We start from the raw sequence: 18,734 nt of genomic DNA, 5'->3' as shown, positions 1-18,734 counted from the left end.
GGGCCGTTGTCAGGGGGTTGGGTGACACTGGAGCCATGTCGTCGTCACCCCGCCGTGCCTGCCCGGTCTGCACCCGTGAGATCGCGGTCGTCGGTGGGCGCTTCGCCCGCCATGACCCGCCGGGGCGGCGCTCCGCCCTTGAGCTGATCTCCTGCCCCGGTTCGCGGCGGATCGCGCCGCTGCTGACCACGCCGCCGAAGCTCTTCGGAGTGGACGAGCCGCCGACGCCGGGGCAGCAGTCGCTGTTCTAGGACGCGCCAGGTCTGCCCCTTCCCGCAGCGTCGATATGCGGCGGAGCCGCATATCGACGCTGCGGGAAGGGGCGGGTAGGAGAAAGACCCCGCCGCCCCAGCGGCCCCGCTACGCCGCCGCGCCCACCAGCCTGGAGGCGAGCGTCACCCCCGGGCCGGCGTCCGTCAGGGCCGCCATCAGCTGGTCACCCGCGGCCTTCAGCGCCGTGTCGTCCATCGGCCCCAGCGCATCCAGCACGAACATCGCCCGGGTAGTGGCATGGGTGAGCCGGGTGCGGGTGCATTGGCGCCAGTTCCAGCGGCGGCAGGTGACGCCCGCCTCGTCGCGCCAGACCACCTCGCCGGGCGACGGGTGCTCCACCACGGGCTCGCCCCCGGCCGTCGTCTCGAAGGGCTCGTCGCCCTCGGCACGCACGAGCCGGGCCGCGCCCACGTAGTGGTCGAGGTCCTCGCCGCCCAGGGGGATCACCTGCGCGACCGAGATCGCGTTGTAGATGTCGGTCAGCCGGTCCACCCGGGGCAGCCCGGCGGGTGCCCGCCGCAGCAGCGCCTCCGCGCTGGGTCGGGTGCGCTGGGGCTTCGCCCCGAAGGCGCGGAACGCCTCGCGCCAGGCGGCCAGATGCGGATGCTCCTCCACCGGCCCGTCCCCGAACCGCTCCCGCGCCGCCTGCTCCGCGTCGGCCAGCAGCCGCTCGCTCAGCTCGTCGCTCGGCCCGGGACGCAGCCCCTCGGCGGTGATGAGCAGCGCCCGGTAGTCGGGGCGCAGGGCGTGCACGGCGGGGTCGATGGCGGCGGAGTCCAGCCAGCCTGCGGCGTCGTTCGTCATGCGGTCCACTATGGCATACGGTGAAGTGCAGTGTGATGTACGGGCCTGAGGTCAACCCCACCCCGGAGACGGTGGGCGGCCCGATAGTGGCGTACGGCCGGGAACGGCACGCTCTTCGGCATGACCACACGTACTTTCGACTCCGGCCCCCGCCGCCGGGCCCTCCTGGCCGCCACCGCCCTCGCCACCCTCGGCGTGGGCATGGCCCAGCCGAAGGCGGTCGCCGCCCCGGCCGCGCGGCGGGTGCGGCTGACGCTGCCCGCGCCCACCGGGCCGTACCCGGTGGGCACCGTCTCCCACCGCCTCGTCGATCCGGGCCGGCCCGATCCCTGGGTCGCCTCCCGACCGTCGCGCGAACTGATGGTCAGCGTCCGCTATCCGGCTCGGGACGTCGAGCGGTATCCGCGCGCCGCGCAGCTCCTGCCCGGCGAGGCGGCCGGTTTCGATCGGCTGAACAACTTCGGGGGCGTGCCACAGGGCCGTATCGACTGGGCGGCGACGCGCACCTTCGCCCACCAGGGGGCCCCGCCCGCGCGGGCGCGCCGGGGCGCCGGGCGTCCGGTGCTGCTCTACTCGCCCGGCGTCGGCGACCCCCGCTCGCTGGGCACCACGCTCACCGATGAGCTGGCCTCGCGCGGCTACGTCGTGATCTGCGTCGACCACACCTACGACGGGTCGGCGGTCGAGTTCCCGGACGGCCGGGTCGAGACCAGCAGGCTGCCGGAGGAGTACGAACGCGCCAAGCGCGAGGGCACGGTCGTCGAACTGCTGCGGAAGACCTGTGCCGTGCGGGTGGCGGATCTTCGCTTCGTCCTCGACCGGCTGGATGCGCTCGTCGCCCCGATGCCGCTCGACCGGTCCGCCATCGGCGCGTTCGGGCAGTCGGCGGGCGGCTTCGCGGCCCTTCAGGCGATGCACGACGACCGGCGCATCGCGGCGGCCGTGAATCTGGACGGGGTGCTGGCCTATGTCGAGGGGGACCAGGACCCCGGCCCCCTCTCCACGGTCGCCGCGGACGGGCTGGACCGTCCCGTGCTGACCATGGGCAAGGACGGAAACGACCACCACACCGTGCCGTCGTGGGCCGCGCTGTGGGAGCACAGCTCGGGCCCGCGCCTCGATCTGACGCTGCTCGGTTCGGACCATGCGACCTACACCGACGCCACGTCGATGCTGCCGCGGATCGCCGTGCGGCTCGGCCTGCCGGAGAAGGTGGTGACCGACGCGATCGGCACGGTCGACCCGGAGCGGGCGGTGGCCGTGCAGCGCGCGTACGTCCCGGCGTTCTTCGACCGCGAGCTGCGCCACCGCGATGACGCGGGGCTGCTGGATGGGCCGTCGGCCCGCTACCCGGAGGTGCGATTCGTCGACTAGGCCCCGATCCGAGCCCGGGCCGAGTACCCCTAAAACAGTCCGAGCTGGGTCGTGAGCAAGGCGAGGACGACGACGAGCGACCAGCCGAGCAGATGCTCCAACAGGTGATCCTCGCCGTCGGAGGGGCCTCCGGTGCGGGAGTGGAGGCCGATACGGCGCGCCGCGATGTCGGTCATGCGGGTGTCCTCTGTGCTCAGCGATGATCGTGATGAAAGTGATGAAACGGGTCATCACCGTTGCCCAGGGTGCGCGGAGCAGCCGCCAGGGGTAAAGGGGAAGTGGCCGAACTCACCCGAGGAGGACCACGGTGACCAGCGTCATTCCCAAGGGTCTGGGCGAGCAGATCCGCGCCCTGGCCGGAGGCGAGGTGACCTCCCATGCGCTGGTCGAGCAGGCGCTCGAGCGCATCGCCGAGACCCAGCCCACCCTGAACGCCTTCCGCCGTATCCGCGCCGAGGCCGCCCTGCGCGAGGCCGCCGAGGCCGACCGGCGGCTGGCGGCGGGGGAGCGGCTGCCGCTGCTCGGGGTTCCGCTCGCGGTCAAGGACGATACGGATGTGGCGGGCGAGCCCACCGCCTTCGGCTGCTGCGGCGACTTCCCGGCCAAGGTCGAGGACGGCGAGGCGGTGCGGCGGCTGAGGGCGGCCGGGGCCGTGATCGTCGGCAAGACCAACACCCCCGAGCTGGGCCAGTGGCCGTTCACCGAGGGCCCCGCCTTCGGCGACACCCGCAACCCCTGGAACCCGGAGTACACCCCCGGCGGCTCGTCCGGCGGCGCCGCGGCCGCCGTCGCCGCCGGGCTGGTCCCCGCCGCGCTCGGCTCCGACGGCGCGGGCTCGGTCCGCATCCCCGCCGCCTGGACGCACCTGATCGGCATCAAGCCCCAGCGCGGCCGGATCTCCACCTGGCCGGACGCCGAGTCGTTCAACGGCATCACCTGCAACGGCCCGCTCGCCCGTACGGTCGCCGACGCGGCGCTGCTGCTGGACGCCGTCAGCGGCAACTGCGAGGGGGATCTGCACTGCCCGGAGCCGGTGGATGTGCTGTCCGCGGTGGGCCGCGACCCGGGGCGGCTGCGGATCGCCCTCTCGTTCAAGACGGCCTTCACCGGCACCCCGAAGAGGCTGGACCCGCTGGTGCGGGCCTCGGTCGTCCGGCTCGCCGGGCGGCTGGCGGCCCTCGGCCATGAGGTCGTGGAGGCCGAGCCGCGCTACGGGCTCGTGGGCTTCTCGTTTCTGCCGCGTGCCACGGCCGGGCTCTTCGAATGGTCCGGCCGCGTCCCCGATCCGCTGCTGCTCGACATCCGCACCCGCCACGCCGCCCGCAACGGCCGGCTGCTGGGCGGCGCCGCGCTGCGGTGGGCGCGGTCGTACGAGGAGCCGCTGCGGCGCCAGGTCGGGGCGATCTTCCAGCGCTTCGACGTCATCCTCTCCCCGACGACGGCCACGCCCCCGCTGCGGATCGGCGCCATGGCCGCGCTGTCGGGGTGGCAGACCGATCGGGCCATGATCGCGGCGTGTCCGTACGCCTGGCCGTGGAACGTGCTGGGGTGGCCCGCGATGAACGTCCCCGCCGGGTTCGCCGACCCCGAGCGCACGCTGCCGCTGGGCGCCCAGCTCCTCGGCCCGGCCAACAGCGAGCCCGTGCTGATCTCGCTGGCGGCCCAGCTGGAGGCCGATCAGCGGTGGTACGAGCACCGGCCTCCGGTCCAGCCGTCGGTGTGACGTTTTGAGGCCGCCGGGCGCCGTAAGGCGTGAGCCGACTGGTCATCGTCCGTACTCGTACCGACGATGCCGGGAGGCGACATGAGCGGGGAGTTCTGGCGGACGATCCAGCTGGCCATGGAGAAGGACAACTGGACGGCCCGTCTTGTCGTAGTGAGCTGCGTGACGGCGGCTGCCGTGCTCGGCATCTGCCTGATCGGCGCTACCAGGTGATCAGGATCGGCGGCCGCGCGGCGTCGGCGTCGGGCTGGATGTCGTCGTGAGCCTTGTCTCATTTTCGCTGGTGCCCCAACTCGGCGCCCATGGGCGCCGGGAGGGGCGTCGGCCCCTGCTGCCGAGGGGTCCGCCGGGCCTCCGGGCCCGGCGGCTCTCTGGGTAGAAAAGCCCAGGTCAGGTGGGCCTCTATCAGTAGGGAGGGCTTGGTCGCGGCCGGTCGGCGGTGGGCGGAGCTCTGGCTAGACTTCCGCCACATGGTGACGACAGTGGCCGAAAAGAGACGGCGGCGGAGAAAACAGACCGGGCAGATATTCGTCAACGCCTCCGGTGGGCGGCGCCAGCTTCTGGCGTTCGTGGCGCTGGCCGTCGGCTGTGCCTGCCTCGGTTATCTGCTGCTTCTCGGCACGGCCCTGTCCGGGGTGCTGTGGCAGGCCGACCGGGAGCCGCCCAGGACCGTCGAGCGGTCCACCACGGGCGACACCAACGGCACCACAGGCGGTGCCGCCGGCGGCGACCAGGCCGCCGGACACTGGCCCAGCACCTACTCCTACGGCGCCGAGGTGACCGAGCCCCTTGCCGATGCCGAGCCGTCCAGGGGCGGCCCCTGGTGAGCCCCCGGCACGCACACCGCCCCGAGCCGCGTGGCCATTGGCTGTTGCTGATCATCGTCGTCTCGGCCGTCGCCGCCGCGCTGGTCTTCGAGGGCTGGACCACCCATGAGGTCGCCTCCCAGCCGACGCGCCGCCCCTGCACGAGCCCCATGCCGAAGGCCGCCGACACCGGGAAGCCGGTCGTACGCATCGGAGGCGGCGGCAGCACGGTCGAGACGGCCGGGATGCCGGACCGCACCGTCGCCCTCACCTTCGACGGGGGACCCGACCCCGTATGGACCCCGCGCCTGCTGGACCTGCTGCGCGGCCACCACGCGCACGCCACCTTCTTCCTCTCCGGCGCGCAGGCGGTCCGCCACCCCGAGCTCGTCAAGCGGATCCGTGCCGAGGGGCATGAGATCGGTTCCGGCGCCTACACCGGATCCGATCTGGGCTCGGCCTCGTCCCCGCGCACCCGGCTGGAGCTCTCCCTCACCCAGACCGCGCTCGCGGGCACCGCCGGCATCAACACCAAACTCCTGCGGCTGCCGCTCACCACCCAGGCCGACACGATGTGCGGCGGTGAGTGGACGGCCGCCCGGCGCGCGGCCGATCAGGGCTATCTCCTGGTCGCGGCGGACCGGCCGCTGCGGAAGCCGGAACGGGGCGTCGTCCGGCAGTACAGCCAGAACGACACGGGCTACGCCGAGGCGAACAAGCTCCTCCGGAACCGGAAGATCGAGAAGTTCACCACGGTGTCCGAGGGGCTCGGCGGCCCCCCGGTCAACACTCCGGTGTCGACCGTCGGCCGCCTGCAGGGCGAGGCGCTGATCCAGGTCCAGGGCATCGGGCACATCTTCGTCCAGGCCATGACCTGGGTCCTCGGCATCGCGGGCGCCCTGGCCCTGCTCCGACAGGGGCTGCTCGTCTTCTTCGCCCGGGCCCATGTGCGGCGCCTCCAGCGCGTCCGGCCCGGCGCGCCCTGGCTGCGCGAGGTGGACGAGCCGGTGACGGTGCTCATCCCCGCGTACAACGAGGAGGCGGGCATCGAGTCCACCGTCCGTTCGCTGCTCGCCTCCACCCACTGGCAGCTCCAGATCATCGTGATCGACGACGGCTCGACGGACCGGACGGCCGACCTCGCCACCTGGATCGACGACCCCCGGGTGCTGGTGGTCCGCCAACCCAACGCGGGCAAGGCCGCCGCCCTCAACACCGGCCTCGTCCATGCCCACCACGACATCGTGGTGATGGTCGACGCCGACACCGTCTTCGAACCGGACGCCATCCACCGCCTCGTCCAGCCGCTCGCCCACCCGGCCGTCGGCGCGGTCAGCGGCAACACCAAGGTCGGCAATCGCCGTCGGCTGCTGGGCAAGTGGCAGCACCTGGAGTACGTCTTCGGGTTCAACCTCGAACGCCGGATGTTCGAGGTGCTGGAGTGCATGCCGACCGTGCCCGGCGCGATCGGCGCCTTCCGGCGGGACGCGCTGATGGGCGTCGGCGGAGTCAGCGAGGACACCCTCGCCGAGGACACCGACCTCACGATGGCCCTGTGGCGGGCGGGCTGGCGGATGGTCTACGAGGAGACCGCCATCGCCTGGACCGAGGTCCCGACCTCCCTGCGCCAGCTGTGGCGCCAGCGGTACCGCTGGTGCTACGGCACGCTCCAGTCCATGTGGAAGCACCGCCGCGCCCTCCGCGAGGTCGGCCAGGCCGGACGCTTCGCCCGCCGGGCGCTGCCCTATCTCTTCGTCTTCCAGGTCGCGCTGCCGCTGCTCGCCCCGATCGTGGACGTCTTCGCGCTGTACGGCGTGCTGTTCGCCAATCCCGTGGAGTCGATCGGGGTGTGGCTCGCCTTTCTCGTGGTGCAACTGCTCGGCGCGGGATACGCGTTGCGACTGGACAAGGAGCGGCTGACGGCGCTGTGGGCGATGCCCCTGCAGCTCTTCGTCTACCGGCAACTGATGTATCTGGTGATCATCCAGTCCGTGGTCAGCGCGCTGTTCGGCACGCGGTTGCGGTGGCACCGCATCCACCGCTCCGGTTCGGCCGCGGACCGGCTGACCGCCCAGCCCGCCGAGCGCCGTCTGTCATCCAACTGAGGAGGTGAGGGAGAACGATGTCCCACGACTGGCCGGGCAACGGCAACGGCAACGGCAACGGCAACGGCAATGGCAATGGCAATGGCTACGGCTACGAGTCCGGCCATGACGACGAGTACGACGCGGGCTACGGTGAGCCCGCGCCCCGCCGCCGGTGGCCCCGGCGGTTGCGGCGCACGGTGGTCGTCCTGCTCGCGGTGGCCCTGGTGGGCGGCGCCTCCACCTACGGCTGGGCCTGGTCCAAGCTGAACACCGACGTCGACTTGGGCAAGGTCGAGCACCGTCCCGCGAAGGGCAAGGGCACCAACTACCTCGTCGTGGGCTCCGACAGCCGCGACGGGCTCTCCGGCCGGGACAAGAAGAGCCTGCACACCGGCTCCGCCGAGGGCCGCCGCACCGACTCGATGATGGTGCTGCACACCGGCGCCCACGGCGCGACGCTGATGAGCCTGCCGCGCGACTCCTGGGTGACCATCCCGCCCTACACCTACCCCATGACCGGTAAGCGCCCCGGGCCGTCGAAGAACAAGCTCAACGCCGCGTTCTCGGCGGGCGGTCCCGAACTGCTGGTGCGGACCATCGAGCACAACACCGGCCTGCGGATCGACCACTACGCGGAGATCGGCTTCGCGGGCTTCGTGAACGTCGTCAACGCGGTCGGCGGCGTCCATCTCTGCCTCGACAAGCCCATCAAGGACAAGAAGTCGGGCGCCGACCTGAAGGCAGGGTGTCAGACGCTGGACGGCCACCAGGCGCTGGCCTTCGTCCGCCAGCGCCACCAGGAGGCCAAGGGAGACCTCGGCCGCAGCCAGAACCAGCAGAAGTTCCTGTCCGCGCTCGCGCAGCAGGCCGCACGGCCGAGCCAGGCCCTCGTCCCGTGGAAGGTCTTCCCCACCGTGGGCGCGGGCCTGGACACGCTCATCGTGGACAAGGGCATGGACCTGCGGACGCTCATGGCCATGTTCAAGGCGATGAAGCGTGTCGCGGGCGGCAGCGGCAACCGGCTGAACGTCCCCGTGGCTGGTCGTGGGATCGCCACGTCCAAGGGCAGCGCGCTGAAGTGGGACGAGGGGCGGGCGAAGTGGCTCTTCGAGCGGCTGCGGAACGATCAGCCGGTGGGTCGCCGCGGGTAGGGGGTGCGCGGGGGTCTCTCCCCTCCCCGCCCCTTCCCGAAACTGGGGCTCCGCCCCAGACCCCGGGTTGGGGCTCTGCCCCGGGCCCTGGGGTGGGGCCCGCCTCAGACCTCGGACCGGGGCTCCGCCTCAGGCCCCGGGGTCCAGGGGCGAAGCCCCTGGTTTCGGGAAGGGGTGGGGAGGGGAGCAGCCCGCCGCAGGCGTCACGGCCCGTCGGGGCCCCTAGTTGTTGCTGGCGTAGTGGACGAACGCGGTCCAGGAGGCTGGGGTGACGGCGAGTCGGGGGCCGTTGGGGTTCTTGGAGTCGCGGATGTGGATGGTGCCGCGGGTGAGGGTGGTGGCGACCTCAACACATGAGGGGCCTTCATTGCTGCTGTAGCTGCTCTTCGTCCAGGCGACCTCGACGCACGAGGGGCCGTCGTCCGTGCTGTAGCTGCTCTTTATCCACTGCGGTGCGGAATCAGAGGGCTTGAGGGTCATGTCTCTCCCAGCACTTTCTCGATGAAGGCACGTGACTCCCGTGGTGTGAGAGCCTGCGCCCGGATGATCCCATACCGAATGTCCAGGATCTGGGCGTCTTTGGGATCGGCGATCACTCGGCTGATGATCTGGATTTCGCTCAGGCCGACCGTCGCCGCGTCTTTGAGCCTGAGCAGCCGGAACGAACCGCCGAGACCGGCGTTTTCCTCTCGGTTCAGAGGCAGGACCTGGAGGTCCACGTTCCGCAACTGACTCACCTCCAACAGGTGTTCGAGTTGCCGTCGCATCACCATTTTGCCCCCGATGGGGCGGCGCAACGTCGCTTCGCACTGCACGAAGTTGAAGATTGGCCGAGCTGTGGTGACGTCGATGATTTCCTGGCGGGCCATGCGCGCAGCCACCCGCTGCTCTACCTCTTCGTCCGTGAACGCGGGGCGTCGTTCACGGAACACAGCTGTCGCGTACTCATCGGTCTGCAACAGGCCATCGATCACCGAGTTGTTGTAGGCGCCCAGCTCGACGGCTTCGGCCTCCAACTTCGCGATGTCCCGAACCTTCTTCGGGTAGCGGGCCTCCGCAACATCCTTCTTCATCGCGGCGATCTTCCCGCCAGCCTCAAGAACCCGATCCGCGTTCTCCAAGAACTCCGGGCTGGGGATGCGCCGGGCCCGTTCGACGGCCGAAACCTGCTCCTCGCCGTAACCGATCGCCGCCCCCAACTCGGCCTGTTTCAGCCCGGCCGCTTCCCGCCACAATTTGATCTGACGGCCGACCGTCCTCAGGACCGCGCCGCTCTCCTCATCCTCCATACGGGACCACCTCCCACCCGGCGCCGCCGGACAGGCCCGGACCAGGGCCGGACAGTCACTGCCCGTATCGGCGTCGCTACTTTTCAGCCTATTCGCGCGCGGCCACTCTGAGTGACGTGAGCCAACAAATCACTCGAACCGACACTTCCGTTTCGCCCTTCACCGTCCTGCTCTCGGCCACCCGCAAGGGCGCCCGCCTGGCACGACTCCTCGGGACGGAACGCATCCGCTCGTGGGGCCTGCCGCATGAGACGGCGGCGTTGATCATCGCCGAGCTGGCTGCCAACGCCGCGCTGCACGGCCGCGTCCCGGGGCGGAACTTCCGGCTGACACTCAGCGTCACCGGGAACACCCTCCGTATCGAGGTCCGGGATCCCCGGGTCGAACGGCTGCCGACCGTGCGCCCGGCCCCCGAGCCCGAGGCGCCACGCGAGTGCGGGCACGGGCTGTTGCTGGTCGAGGAGTTGGCCGACCGCTGGGGCGTCGTACCCGAGCTGATCGGCAAGACGGTATGGGCCGAGCTCGACGGCACGCCGTGTACGGGGCTCACCGGAACGAAGCGAGATTCTCGGTGGCCCACTGGCGGAACGTACGGCCGGGGCGGCCGGTGATCCGCTCGGCGGAGCGTGACGCCTCGATCCGCCGGTCGGACATCTGGGCCCAATAGTCCAGCACCGCAGCGACGAGCGGCGCGGGAACGTGGGTGCTCAGGTGGGCGGCCGCCTGCTCCGGAGCCGGTGCGCGCAACTCGATCTCACGGTTCAGCAGGTCCCCCAGGATCCGCGCCTGGTCACGGAAGCTGAGCACCTCCGGGCCGCCCAGGCTGATCGTCTCGCCATCCAGCGTGTGGCTGGTCAGGGACGCCTCGGCGACATCGATGATGTCGTGGGGGTGGATGACGTCCAGGCACGCTTCCGGATATGCCTGCTCGACCGGGCGGTCGGCGCGGATGGATTCCGCCCAGCCCAGGGTCATGGTGGCGAACCCGCCGGGGCGTAGCACGGTCGAGGTGAGGGGCGCGGCGCGCAGCGCCCGTTCCACCAGCAGGTGGTGGCGGGCCAGCGCGTTGTGTTCGGCGTTGCGGAGGTTCACCGAGTCGGACGAGAGCAGCACCATCCGTCGCACTCCGGCCGATATCGCCGCGTCCAGAAACTCCTCGATCCCGGTGGGCTCGGCGTAGAGGAATACGTCGGTCACTCCGGCCAGAGCGGGCGCGAACGTCGTCGCGTCGGCGAGGTCGAGCGCGACGGCCGTGACGCCGGGGGGCGGGTCGGCCTGCTCCGGGGCGCGGCTGGCCGCCCGGACGTCGTGGCCGGATGCGGACAAGCGGTGCAGCAGACCGGCGCCGATGCCGCCACGGGAGCCGGTGATCAAGATGGTCATGTCGGTACCTCCGGTCGGACAGGGATGCGCTGTCCACCCTGCGTCGGCTCATGAATCGCGTCCAACGAATGGTTTCGCTCGCAGCCATCACCACGTGCGATAGTTCTGGTATGGAGCTGCGGCAACTGGAGTGCTTCGTCGCGGTGGCGGAGGAGTCGAGCTTCACCCGCGCCGCGGCTCGGCTGCACCTCGTGCAGTCCGCGGTCTCGGCGACGATCGCCTCCCTGGAGCGGGAGTTGCACACCCAGCTGCTGTGGCGCACGTCCAGGCGGGTCGGGCTCACGGAAAGCGGATACGCGCTCCTGCCGAAAGCCCGGGTGGCCCTTGACGCCGCCCGTGCTGCGCGCGCCGCCGTCGAGGAGGTCAGCGGCACTGTCCGGGGGGCTCTGCGCGTCGGGACGATGAGTTCACTCGGGCCGATCGACCTGCCCGCCATGCTGGGGAGCTTTCACCGGGAGTACCCGGCCGTCTCCGTGCACCTCGCCACGGCGGCCTCGAGCGGCGGCTCCCCCGGGCTTCTTAACGCGCTCACCGAGGGGAGGCTCGACCTCGCGTTCGTCTCGTTCCCGGTCGGCCCTCCGGCCGGCGCGCACCTGAGAGAGCTCACGTCCACACCGTTGGACCTCGTCGTTCCGGCCGGCCACCGCCTCGCGGGCCGCACCGAAGCGGGGATGTCCGAGCTGACCGGTGAGGCATTCATCGACTTCCCGCCCGGTTACGGCAACCGCGCCGTGACCGATCGCGCGTTCACCGCGGCGGGGCTCCACCGTCATGTTGCCATCGAGATCACCGACATCACGGCGGGCGCCGACTTCGTCCGCCACGGGCTGGGCGTCGCTCTGCTGCCCCGTGGCGTCGTCGGGCCGCATGACGATCTCACCACGCTGCCCATCACCGGCGCCGAGCTCGACTGGCCGATCTCCCTGGCCGTCCCCGACAACCGAACTCCGAGCACGGCCGCCCGGGCATTCGAGCAGTTCGTCGATCGGCACCTGACGTGACGCGGCGGCCCGCCAGGTAAGGCTCTGGGCCCCCGAGGCGGCAGGACCGCACCGCATCGCATCGCATGCGAAGCCCATCCCTCGGAGGTTCCGATGTCCGCCGCTCAGATCGACATCGACGACGACGCTCTCGCGGAGGCCATGCGGCTGTCCGGCGCCAAGACCAAGAAGGAGATGGTCAACATCGCCCTCCGCGAGTACGCGGAGCGCCGGACGCGAACCGAGGCGCGCTTGCGTCACCTCGAGCAGGCCCAGCAATGGGACGAGGAAGGCTTCTGGCGGCGCCACGAGGCCGAGAAGGGCGGCTCCGAGCGTACGGAGAAGGGTGCGGCCTGACCGTGATCCGCTACCTCGCCGACTCCACGGCCGCCTGGCGTCTCCAGCGTGACCGCAAGCTCAATGATCTATGGGGCCATGAGCTGGACGAGGGGGCCATCGGCTCGTGCGCTCCGCAGCGCACGGAGTTCCGGCAGTCGGCGCGGGGTCTGGATGAGTACGACGGGATGACGGAGATGTTCGCGGACCTGTTCCCGGACGTCGCGGTCCCGAAGGGCGCCTGGAAGTGGATCGAGACCGGCCAGTACCGTCTGGCCCAACGGGGGCGGCATCAAAGCCTGTCCGCGGTCGACTGGCTGATCTGCGCGACGGCCGCACACCACGGCCTCGTCGTGTTGCACGACGACGCCGACTTCCGCGCGGCCGCGCGTCTCCTCTCGGACCTCGCGGAGCGCAACGTCTTCGCCGCTCCCCGCTGAGATCGGAACCCCCGGGCGAGGTAGCGGGCGAGCAGGCCGCGCAGGTCCCCGGTCGCGAGCGCGCGCTGGAACGAGTTCAGCGCCGCCCGGGTCTCGATCGCGACCACCCCGAACGGAGTTCCCGCCATGCCAACCGTTTTCGTCCACGGCTTCCCTGAGACGCCGGAGATCTGGGAGCCGCTGCTCGTCGAGCTCGAAAGCATCGCTCCCGCTCGCCCTGCCCCGATCCGCCTGTCCCCGCCCGGTTTCGGGGCACCCTTGCCGACGGGGTTCGGCGCGACCGTCGGTGATTACCGGGACTGGCTCATCGACGCATTGGAGCGGTTCGCCGAACCCGTCGACCTGGTCGGGCACGACTGGGGCGGCGCACACACCCTCAACGCGGTGATGGCCCGCCCGGGCCTCGTGCGCAGTTGGGCCAGCGATGTGATCGGCCTGTTCGACCCGGACTACGTGTGGCACGAGTTCGCCCTGAGTCAGCAGGAGCCACAGAGCACGGGACCGGACGCGGCCGTCCCGTTCGGCCCGGACCTCGCGGTGCGGGTCGCGATGCTCGTGAAGCTCGGCATGGGCGAGCCCGTCGCGAGGCGGGTCGCGGTGGGCCAGGACGAGGCGATGGGGCGGGCCGCGCACTCGCTCTACCGATCAGCCGCCCAACCGGTGATGGCCGAGCTGGGCCGGAACCTCGAACGCGCGGCGCAGCGGCCGGGCCTCGCCCTGCTCGCCACCGAGGACCACTTTGCCGGGACCGTCGCGCAGCGGTGCCGCGCGGCGCGGCGGGCCGGCGCCGGGACCGCGACGCTGGGCGGGCTCGGCCACTGGTGGATGACCCAGGATCCCGGCCGTGGTGCTCAGGTGCTCACCGATTTCTGGGACTCGCTGGACCGCTGACGTGAACCGGGCCTGGCAGACGCGGGGTTCACGCGGAGGCGCTCCGGGCGCGGGCCTCGCTGCCCTCAGGGCGCCAGGATGTCCAGCTCCCGCAGGGCCCCCACCGTGATCTCCCGCGTATAGCGCTCCGCCGCCTCCGCGTCGCCCGCGCGGACGGCTTCGGCCACGCGGACGTGGAGGGTGACCGCCTCCGGGTCGGGGTCGGTGAACATGACACGGTGCTGGGTGCGGCCGGTCAGGACCTCGGCGACCACGTCGCCCAGGCGGGCGAACATCTCGTTGCCCGAGGCGCGCAGAACCACGCGGTGGAAGGCGACGTCGTGGATCAGGTACGCGGGCAGCTGCTGGCCGCGTGAGGTGGCGACCATGTTGAGGGCGTGCTCGGTGAGCTCGGCGCACTGCTCCGGTGTGGCGTGCTCGGCGGCCAGCGCGGCGGCGGCGGGTTCGATGGCCGAGCGGAGGGCGGTGAGGGAGCGGAGCTGGCGGGGGCGGTCGGGGCCGGCCAGGCGCCAGCGGATGATCTGGGGGTCGAAGACGTCCCACTCCTCGGTGGGGCGCACCGTCACCCCGACCCGGCGGCGGGATTCCACCAGGTGCATGGACTCCAGGACCCGCACCGCCTCCCGGACGACCGTGCGCGAGACGTCGTAGCTCCGCTCCAGCTCATCGGTGCGCAGGACGGTTCCCGGCGGATAGTCGCCCCCGGTGATCGCGGGGCCGAGGGACTCCAGGAGCCGGTCGTGCAGCCCTCGGGGCCTGGGCCTCTGACCACGGCCCTGGGGCCCCTGTTCGTCCATGCGCTCAGCCTACGCGGCCGCCCACCCATCAAATAAGTATGACTTTTAAGTCACGGACTCTTGAATACGTCGTATCTGTGGGGTTGAGTGTCCCCGGCGCCGAGGTCGAAGAAGACAGCGAGGTTTCACACAATGCACGCCCCCCAGGTTGTCGTGGTCATGGGAGTGTCCGGAACGGGCAAGACCACGGTCGGCCCCCTGCTGGCGGAGGAGCTCGGCGTCCCGTATGCCGAGGCCGACGACTTCCACCCACCGGCCAACATCGCCAAGATGTCGGCCGGGACCCCGCTGGACGACGACGACCGGCGTCCCTGGCTGGACGCCATAGGTGCCTGGGCCCACGACCACGCCGAGGGCGGGGGCGTGGTGAGCTGCTCCGCGCTCAAGCGCAAGTACCGCGATCGGCTGCGGTCCGCCGCGCCCGGCATCGTCTTCCTCCATCTGACCGGCGACCGCGAGCTGATCGCCGGGCGGATGAAGGAGCGCAAGGGCCACTTCTTCTCCGGGGAACTGCTCGACTCCCAGCTCGCCACGCTCGAATCGCTGCAGCCGGACGAGTACGGCGTCGCCGTGGACGTCGGCCCGGAACCCGAGCTCATCACCGAGCGGGCCGCCGCCGAACTGCGGCGGCTCGAACACCAGTAACGCAGGTTAGGAAACCCCCGTGACCAGACTCAGCGTCGAGATGCTGGCAGCGGACACCGTCGACCCGATCACGTCGGCAGGTCACGCACAGCTCGGCATAGCCGTCCTCGTCGGCATAGCCGTTCTCGTCCTCCTCATCACCCAGACCAAGCTGCACGCGTTCCTGTCGCTGACGATCGGCTCACTGGCGCTCGGCGCCGTCGCGGGAGCCCCGCTCGACAAGGTCATCACCAGCTTCTCGGCCGGCCTCGGGTCGACCGTCGCGGGCGTCGGCGTGCTGATCGCGCTCGGCGCGATCCTCGGCAAGCTGCTCGCCGACTCCGGGGGCGCCGACCAGATCGTCGACACCATCCTCGCCAAGGCGAGCAACCGGACGATGCCCTGGGCGATGGTGCTGATCGCGGGGATCATCGGGCTGCCGCTCTTCTTCGAGGTCGGCATGGTGCTGATGATCCCGGTGGTGCTGCTGGTCGCCAAGCGCGGCAACTTCTCCCTGATGCGGATCGGCATCCCGGCGCTCGCGGGCCTGTCCGTGATGCACGGCCTGGTGCCGCCGCACCCCGGCCCGCTCGCCGCGATCGACGCGGTCCACGCCGACCTGGGCATCACTCTGGCGCTCGGCGTCCTCATCGCCGTGCCCACCGCCATCATCGCGGGCCCGGTCTTCTCACGCGTCGCCGACCGCTGGGTGCACGTCACCCCGCCGGACCGGCTGATGCCCACGCGGCCGTCGGAGGAGCTGGAGCGGCGTCCCGGATTCGGCGTCACCGTGCTCACCGTGCTGCTCCCGGTCGTGCTGATGCTGATCAAGGCACTGGTCGACATCGTGGTGGACGACCCGGAGAACACCGTCCAGCGGGTCGCCGACGTCATCGGCGCTCCCCTGATCGCGCTGCTGGCCGCCGTGATCGTGGGCATGTTCACCCTCGGCCGGGCCGCGGGCTTCACCAAGGACCGGATCTCCTCCACCGTCGAGCACTCGCTCGCCCCGATCGCCGGAATGCTGCTGATCGTCGCCGCGGGCGGCGGCTTCAAGCAGACGCTGATCGACATCGGTGTCGGCAAGATGATCATGGACATCTCGCAGGACTGGAACGTCTCCGCGCTGCTGCTCGCCTGGCTGATCGCGGTCGCCATCCGCCTCGCCACCGGCTCCGCGACGGTGGCCACGATCTCGGCCGCCGGGCTGATGACCCCGCTGGCCGCCGATATGTCGAGCACCCATGTGGCGCTGCTGGTGCTGTCCATCGGCGCAGGGTCGCTCTTCTTCAGCCATGTCAACGACGCGGGGTTCTGGCTGGTCAAGGAGTACTTCGGGATGAGCGTGGGGCAGACGGTGCGGACCTGGTCGGTGATGGAGTCGATCATCTCCGTCGTCGGGCTCGTCTTCGTCCTGCTGCTGTCGCTGGTGATCTAGGAACTGGTGACTTGAGCACCGGAGGGGTACGCACGTCATGACGACACATCCGCTCTTCGACATCGCGGACCGCACCGCGCTGGTCACCGGCTCCAGCCGGGGCATCGGTCACGCCCTCGCGCGCGGTCTGGTGGAGGCCGGCTGCACGGTGGTGCTCAACGGGCGCGATCCGCACGCCCTCGAGAAGGCCGCAGCCGAGCTCGGCGGCGTCGACGCGGGGGTGCACACCGCCGCGTTCGACGTCACCGACGGCCCGGCCGTGGCCGCCGGTGTCGCCGATGTCGAGGAGCGGGTGGGCCCGCTCGACATCCTGGTCAACAACGCCGGGATGCAGAACCGGGCGCCCCTGCTGGAGTTCACCGACGACGCCTGGCGGCAGATCCTGGACACCAACCTCACCAGCGCCTTCCTGGTGGGCCGGGAGGCCGCCCGGCGGATGACCGAACGCGGCCACGGCAAGATCGTCAACATCTGCTCCCTGCAGAGCGAAGTGGTCCGCCCCGGAATCGCCCCCTACGCGGCGACCAAGGGCGCGCTGAAGATGCTCACCAAGGGCATGTGCGCGGACTGGGGCCGGTACGGCATCCAGGTCAACGGGCTCGGCCCCGGCTATATCGAGACCGAGCTGACCCGGCCGCTGGTCGAGGACGAGGAGTTCAGCGCCTGGGTGCGCGGCCGGACCCCGGCCGGGCGCTGGGGCCGCACCGAGGACCTGGTCGGGGCGCTGCTCTATCTCGCCTCGCCTGCCGCGGACTTCGTGAGCGGCCAGGTGCTGTACGTCGACGGCGGCATGACGAGCGTGCTGTGAGCCCTGACGGGCTCTGAACCACGAGAAACCGCGTGAGCTTGAGGAGGCTGGGCGATGGTGCTGGGCTGTGTGATCCACGGGCAGGGTGATCTGCGGATCGAGGAACTCCCCGAGCCGGAACCGGCGCCGGGGCAGGCGCTCGTGGCGATCCGGTACGGCGGGATCTGCGGATCGGACCTCCACTACCACCGGCACGGCGGGGTGGGCGACTTCCGGCTCCAGGAGCCGATGGTGCTCGGGCACGAGGTCGTCGGCACGGTCGTGGCGTACGGCGAGGGCGCGACCGGGCCCGCGGTCGGCACCCCGGTCGCCGTCCACCCGGCCACCCCGTGCGGGGTGTGCCCGGAGTGCTCCGACGGCCGCGCCAACGTCTGCCGCGACACCCGCTATCTGGGCAGCGCCGCGCGCACCCCGCATGTCCAGGGCGGCTTCGCCTCCCGGATCGCCGTCCCGGCGGCGCAGCTCCGGGCCCTGCCCGAGGGGCTGGAGCCGCGCCGGGCCGCGCTCGCCGAACCGCTGGCCGTGGCGCTGCACGCGGTACGGCGGGCGGGCGCGGTGAAGGGCCGCCATGTGCTGGTCACGGGCGCCGGTCCGATCGGCTGTCTGACCGTCGCGGCGGCCCGCGCGGCGGGCGCGGCCACCATTACGGCGACCGATCTGCTGCCCCGCGCCCTGGAGTTCGCGGCGGCGGCCGGGGCGACGGCCTGCGTACGGGCCGACGATCCGGACGACCCGAACTGGCCCTCGGACGAGATGGACGTCGCGATCGAGGCGTCGGGTGTGGCTGCAGGGCTCGACACCTGTCTGCGCCGGGTGCGGCGCGGGGGTGTGGTGGTGCAGCTCGGCATGCTGCCGCCCGGGCAGAGCCCGTTCGCCGGGAATCTCTTGGTCGCCCGGGAGATCGAGCTGCGGGGCGCGCTGCGCTTCCATGCCGAGTTCGACGATGCGTTGCGGTTGTTGGCGGCCGAGCCGTCGTTCGACGCGCTGATCAGTGGGGTGCGGCCGGCGCGGGAGGCGGTGGAGGCGTTCGGCCAGGCTGCTGACCGCAGTCAGTCGTGCAAGGTGCTGCTGGACTTCGCCAACTGATCGGCCCTTTGCGGGCGGGCCGGGGGCGGCTGCTGTTCGTGGTGGGTGCGGGTTCCGCTGTGTGCGGGTGCGGGTTCCGCTGTGTGCGGGTGCGGGTGCGGTGGTGGTTGCTGGGGTGCTTGGTGGGGGCGGGTCCGGCTTGCGGGTGCGGGTGTGTGGGTGGTGCGCTTGCTGTTTGTGGTGGGTGGCGGGTGCGGGGCCTCCGGGGCGGCGCCCTGGACCGTATATTTACGGCGCCGTTGGCCGGGGGCGTTGTGTTGGTCGGGGATTGGCGCCACAAATACACGTAAGCGTCCAGGACACCACCCCTGCGACCCCGCCCCCTCCCGTCTCGTCGGCGGCTCCCCGTCGGTGGCGTGAATTCAGCCCCTCCGGCGTTTGAGGAGCGGGGTCCGGGGCGGAGCCCCGGCGGGGACGAGGGGTGGAGCCCCCTCGTCTCGGGAA

22 protein-coding genes are annotated in these 18,734 nt (G+C 71.3%); 16 read left to right on the top strand and 6 right to left on the bottom strand.

Going from position 1 to position 18,734, the window contains the following annotated elements; all coding sequences use genetic code 11:
- The first annotated feature begins 35 nt into the window (after window positions 1-35).
- Window positions 36-251 (top strand): hypothetical protein, encoded by a 216-nt coding sequence (locus BLV72_RS13695; RefSeq protein WP_093462531.1) that lies wholly within the window; start codon window positions 36-38, stop codon window positions 249-251.
- A 109-nt stretch (window positions 252-360) separates the two neighbouring features.
- Here BLV72_RS13695 and BLV72_RS13690 read toward each other — a convergent pair whose 3' ends face one another.
- Window positions 361-1,077, bottom strand: coding sequence for a B3/B4 domain-containing protein (locus BLV72_RS13690; protein WP_093462530.1), 717 nt, complete (start codon window positions 1,075-1,077; stop codon window positions 361-363).
- A gap of 120 nt (window positions 1,078-1,197) precedes the next feature.
- Here BLV72_RS13690 and BLV72_RS13685 point away from each other — a divergent pair, with 120 nt between their 5' ends.
- Complete coding sequence (locus BLV72_RS13685) at window positions 1,198-2,451, top strand: alpha/beta hydrolase family protein (RefSeq protein ID WP_093462528.1); 1,254 nt, start codon at window positions 1,198-1,200, stop codon at window positions 2,449-2,451.
- 29 nt (window positions 2,452-2,480) lie between these two features.
- On the opposite strand, the gene BLV72_RS46580 is transcribed toward BLV72_RS13685, so the two are convergent.
- On the bottom strand, window positions 2,481-2,627 hold the full coding sequence (locus tag BLV72_RS46580; RefSeq protein WP_107119206.1) for an SCO1431 family membrane protein: 147 nt from the start codon (window positions 2,625-2,627) through the stop codon (window positions 2,481-2,483).
- A gap of 131 nt (window positions 2,628-2,758) precedes the next feature.
- On the opposite strand from BLV72_RS46580, the gene BLV72_RS13680 reads away from it, so the two are divergent.
- From BLV72_RS13680 to BLV72_RS13665, 5 genes are all read left to right on the top strand, one after another.
- Entirely contained in the window at window positions 2,759-4,174 is a 1,416-nt protein-coding gene (locus BLV72_RS13680) for an amidase (protein WP_093462527.1), read from the top strand.
- Between the two features lie 81 nt (window positions 4,175-4,255).
- Window positions 4,256-4,387, top strand: coding sequence for a hypothetical protein (locus BLV72_RS51045; protein WP_280143010.1), 132 nt, complete (start codon window positions 4,256-4,258; stop codon window positions 4,385-4,387).
- A 257-nt stretch (window positions 4,388-4,644) separates the two neighbouring features.
- A complete protein-coding gene (locus tag BLV72_RS13675; protein ID WP_143059773.1) occupies window positions 4,645-5,001 on the top strand; it encodes a hypothetical protein in 357 nt (118 codons plus the stop codon).
- The gene (locus BLV72_RS13670; protein ID WP_093462524.1) at window positions 4,998-7,085 is read left to right on the top strand and encodes a bifunctional polysaccharide deacetylase/glycosyltransferase family 2 protein; all 2,088 of its coding nucleotides are present in this window, start codon (window positions 4,998-5,000) and stop codon (window positions 7,083-7,085) included. The genes BLV72_RS13675 and BLV72_RS13670 overlap by 4 nt, the downstream gene beginning before the upstream one ends.
- Before the next feature lie 17 nt (window positions 7,086-7,102).
- The gene (locus tag BLV72_RS13665; protein ID WP_244320750.1) at window positions 7,103-8,218 is read left to right on the top strand and encodes an LCP family protein; all 1,116 of its coding nucleotides are present in this window, start codon (window positions 7,103-7,105) and stop codon (window positions 8,216-8,218) included.
- Between the two features lie 222 nt (window positions 8,219-8,440).
- On the opposite strand, the gene BLV72_RS13660 is transcribed toward BLV72_RS13665, so the two are convergent.
- Together BLV72_RS13660 and BLV72_RS13655 are read right to left on the bottom strand one after the other, a co-directional pair.
- Entirely contained in the window at window positions 8,441-8,698 is a 258-nt protein-coding gene (locus tag BLV72_RS13660) for a DUF397 domain-containing protein (protein WP_093462522.1), read from the bottom strand.
- Window positions 8,695-9,507 (bottom strand): helix-turn-helix domain-containing protein, encoded by an 813-nt coding sequence (locus tag BLV72_RS13655; RefSeq protein WP_093462521.1) that lies wholly within the window; start codon window positions 9,505-9,507, stop codon window positions 8,695-8,697. The genes BLV72_RS13660 and BLV72_RS13655 overlap by 4 nt, the downstream gene beginning before the upstream one ends.
- 116 nt (window positions 9,508-9,623) lie before the next feature.
- On the opposite strand from BLV72_RS13655, the gene BLV72_RS13650 reads away from it, so the two are divergent.
- Window positions 9,624-10,118, top strand: a complete 495-nt coding sequence (locus tag BLV72_RS13650) for an ATP-binding protein (protein WP_093462519.1) — start codon at window positions 9,624-9,626, stop codon at window positions 10,116-10,118.
- On the opposite strand, the gene BLV72_RS13645 is transcribed toward BLV72_RS13650, so the two are convergent.
- Entirely contained in the window at window positions 10,054-10,890 is an 837-nt protein-coding gene (locus tag BLV72_RS13645) for an NAD(P)H-binding protein (protein WP_093462518.1), read from the bottom strand. The genes BLV72_RS13650 and BLV72_RS13645 overlap by 65 nt on opposite strands.
- A gap of 110 nt (window positions 10,891-11,000) precedes the next feature.
- Between BLV72_RS13645 and BLV72_RS13640 the strand changes: the two genes are divergently transcribed.
- The 4 genes from BLV72_RS13640 to BLV72_RS13625 all read left to right on the top strand — a co-directional run bounded on the left by BLV72_RS13640 (window position 11,001) and on the right by BLV72_RS13625 (window position 13,537).
- Window positions 11,001-11,891 carry a LysR family transcriptional regulator gene (locus BLV72_RS13640; RefSeq protein WP_167746352.1) on the top strand — a complete coding sequence of 297 codons (891 nt, stop codon included), beginning with the start codon at window positions 11,001-11,003 and terminating at the stop codon, window positions 11,889-11,891.
- 93 nt (window positions 11,892-11,984) lie between these two features.
- Window positions 11,985-12,227, top strand: a complete 243-nt coding sequence (locus tag BLV72_RS13635; protein ID WP_093462515.1) for a type II toxin-antitoxin system VapB family antitoxin — start codon at window positions 11,985-11,987, stop codon at window positions 12,225-12,227.
- A 2-nt stretch (window positions 12,228-12,229) separates the two neighbouring features.
- Window positions 12,230-12,646: a PIN domain-containing protein gene (locus tag BLV72_RS13630; RefSeq protein WP_093462513.1), complete on the top strand. Its 417-nt coding sequence runs from the start codon at window positions 12,230-12,232 to the stop codon at window positions 12,644-12,646.
- 126 nt (window positions 12,647-12,772) lie between these two features.
- Entirely contained in the window at window positions 12,773-13,537 is a 765-nt protein-coding gene (locus BLV72_RS13625; RefSeq protein ID WP_093462512.1) for an alpha/beta hydrolase, read from the top strand.
- 65 nt (window positions 13,538-13,602) lie between these two features.
- Here BLV72_RS13625 and BLV72_RS13620 read toward each other — a convergent pair whose 3' ends face one another.
- The gene (locus tag BLV72_RS13620) at window positions 13,603-14,334 is read right to left on the bottom strand and encodes a FadR/GntR family transcriptional regulator (RefSeq protein ID WP_093462510.1); all 732 of its coding nucleotides are present in this window, start codon (window positions 14,332-14,334) and stop codon (window positions 13,603-13,605) included.
- Window positions 14,335-14,466: 132 nt separating this feature from the next.
- On the opposite strand from BLV72_RS13620, the gene BLV72_RS13615 reads away from it, so the two are divergent.
- The 4 genes from BLV72_RS13615 to BLV72_RS13600 are packed head-to-tail and all read left to right on the top strand — an operon-like array spanning window position 14,467 to window position 18,290.
- Window positions 14,467-14,979, top strand: coding sequence for a gluconokinase (locus BLV72_RS13615; RefSeq protein WP_093462509.1), 513 nt, complete (start codon window positions 14,467-14,469; stop codon window positions 14,977-14,979).
- A 19-nt stretch (window positions 14,980-14,998) separates the two neighbouring features.
- Window positions 14,999-16,396: a GntT/GntP/DsdX family permease gene (locus BLV72_RS13610; protein WP_093462507.1), complete on the top strand. Its 1,398-nt coding sequence runs from the start codon at window positions 14,999-15,001 to the stop codon at window positions 16,394-16,396.
- A 37-nt stretch (window positions 16,397-16,433) separates the two neighbouring features.
- A complete protein-coding gene (locus tag BLV72_RS13605; protein ID WP_093462506.1) occupies window positions 16,434-17,204 on the top strand; it encodes a glucose 1-dehydrogenase in 771 nt (256 codons plus the stop codon).
- A gap of 54 nt (window positions 17,205-17,258) precedes the next feature.
- On the top strand, window positions 17,259-18,290 hold the full coding sequence (locus BLV72_RS13600; protein ID WP_093462504.1) for an L-idonate 5-dehydrogenase: 1,032 nt from the start codon (window positions 17,259-17,261) through the stop codon (window positions 18,288-18,290).
- The last annotated feature ends 444 nt before the right edge of the window (window positions 18,291-18,734 follow it).

This window comes from Streptomyces melanosporofaciens, from assembly GCF_900105695.1.
Classification (GTDB): Bacteria; Actinomycetota; Actinomycetes; order Streptomycetales; family Streptomycetaceae; genus Streptomyces; species Streptomyces antimycoticus.
This window is presented reverse-complemented; position numbering and strand designations above follow the sequence as displayed.

Bases quoted from the DNA above. Each gene is read 5' to 3' on its own strand.
- BLV72_RS13685 (WP_093462528.1), top strand. From the start codon at position 1,198: ATGACCACACGTACTTTCGACTCCGGCCCCCGCCGCCGGGCCCTCCTG.
- BLV72_RS13665 (WP_244320750.1), top strand. From the start codon at position 7,103: ATGTCCCACGACTGGCCGGGCAACGGCAACGGCAACGGCAACGGCAAC.
- BLV72_RS13690 (WP_093462530.1), bottom strand. From the start codon at position 1,077: ATGACGAACGACGCCGCAGGCTGGCTGGACTCCGCCGCCATCGACCCC.
- BLV72_RS13625 (WP_093462512.1), top strand. From the start codon at position 12,773: ATGCCAACCGTTTTCGTCCACGGCTTCCCTGAGACGCCGGAGATCTGG.
- BLV72_RS46580 (WP_107119206.1), bottom strand. From the start codon at position 2,627: ATGACCGACATCGCGGCGCGCCGTATCGGCCTCCACTCCCGCACCGGA.
- BLV72_RS13640 (WP_167746352.1), top strand. From the start codon at position 11,001: ATGGAGCTGCGGCAACTGGAGTGCTTCGTCGCGGTGGCGGAGGAGTCG.
- BLV72_RS13695 (WP_093462531.1), top strand. From the start codon at position 36: ATGTCGTCGTCACCCCGCCGTGCCTGCCCGGTCTGCACCCGTGAGATC.
- BLV72_RS13660 (WP_093462522.1), bottom strand. From the start codon at position 8,698: ATGACCCTCAAGCCCTCTGATTCCGCACCGCAGTGGATAAAGAGCAGC.
- BLV72_RS51045 (WP_280143010.1), top strand. From the start codon at position 4,256: ATGAGCGGGGAGTTCTGGCGGACGATCCAGCTGGCCATGGAGAAGGAC.
- BLV72_RS13600 (WP_093462504.1), top strand. From the start codon at position 17,259: ATGGTGCTGGGCTGTGTGATCCACGGGCAGGGTGATCTGCGGATCGAG.
- BLV72_RS13675 (WP_143059773.1), top strand. From the start codon at position 4,645: ATGGTGACGACAGTGGCCGAAAAGAGACGGCGGCGGAGAAAACAGACC.
- BLV72_RS13620 (WP_093462510.1), bottom strand. From the start codon at position 14,334: ATGGACGAACAGGGGCCCCAGGGCCGTGGTCAGAGGCCCAGGCCCCGA.
- BLV72_RS13645 (WP_093462518.1), bottom strand. From the start codon at position 10,890: ATGACCATCTTGATCACCGGCTCCCGTGGCGGCATCGGCGCCGGTCTG.
- BLV72_RS13635 (WP_093462515.1), top strand. From the start codon at position 11,985: ATGTCCGCCGCTCAGATCGACATCGACGACGACGCTCTCGCGGAGGCC.
- BLV72_RS13605 (WP_093462506.1), top strand. From the start codon at position 16,434: ATGACGACACATCCGCTCTTCGACATCGCGGACCGCACCGCGCTGGTC.
- BLV72_RS13655 (WP_093462521.1), bottom strand. From the start codon at position 9,507: ATGGAGGATGAGGAGAGCGGCGCGGTCCTGAGGACGGTCGGCCGTCAG.
- BLV72_RS13615 (WP_093462509.1), top strand. From the start codon at position 14,467: ATGCACGCCCCCCAGGTTGTCGTGGTCATGGGAGTGTCCGGAACGGGC.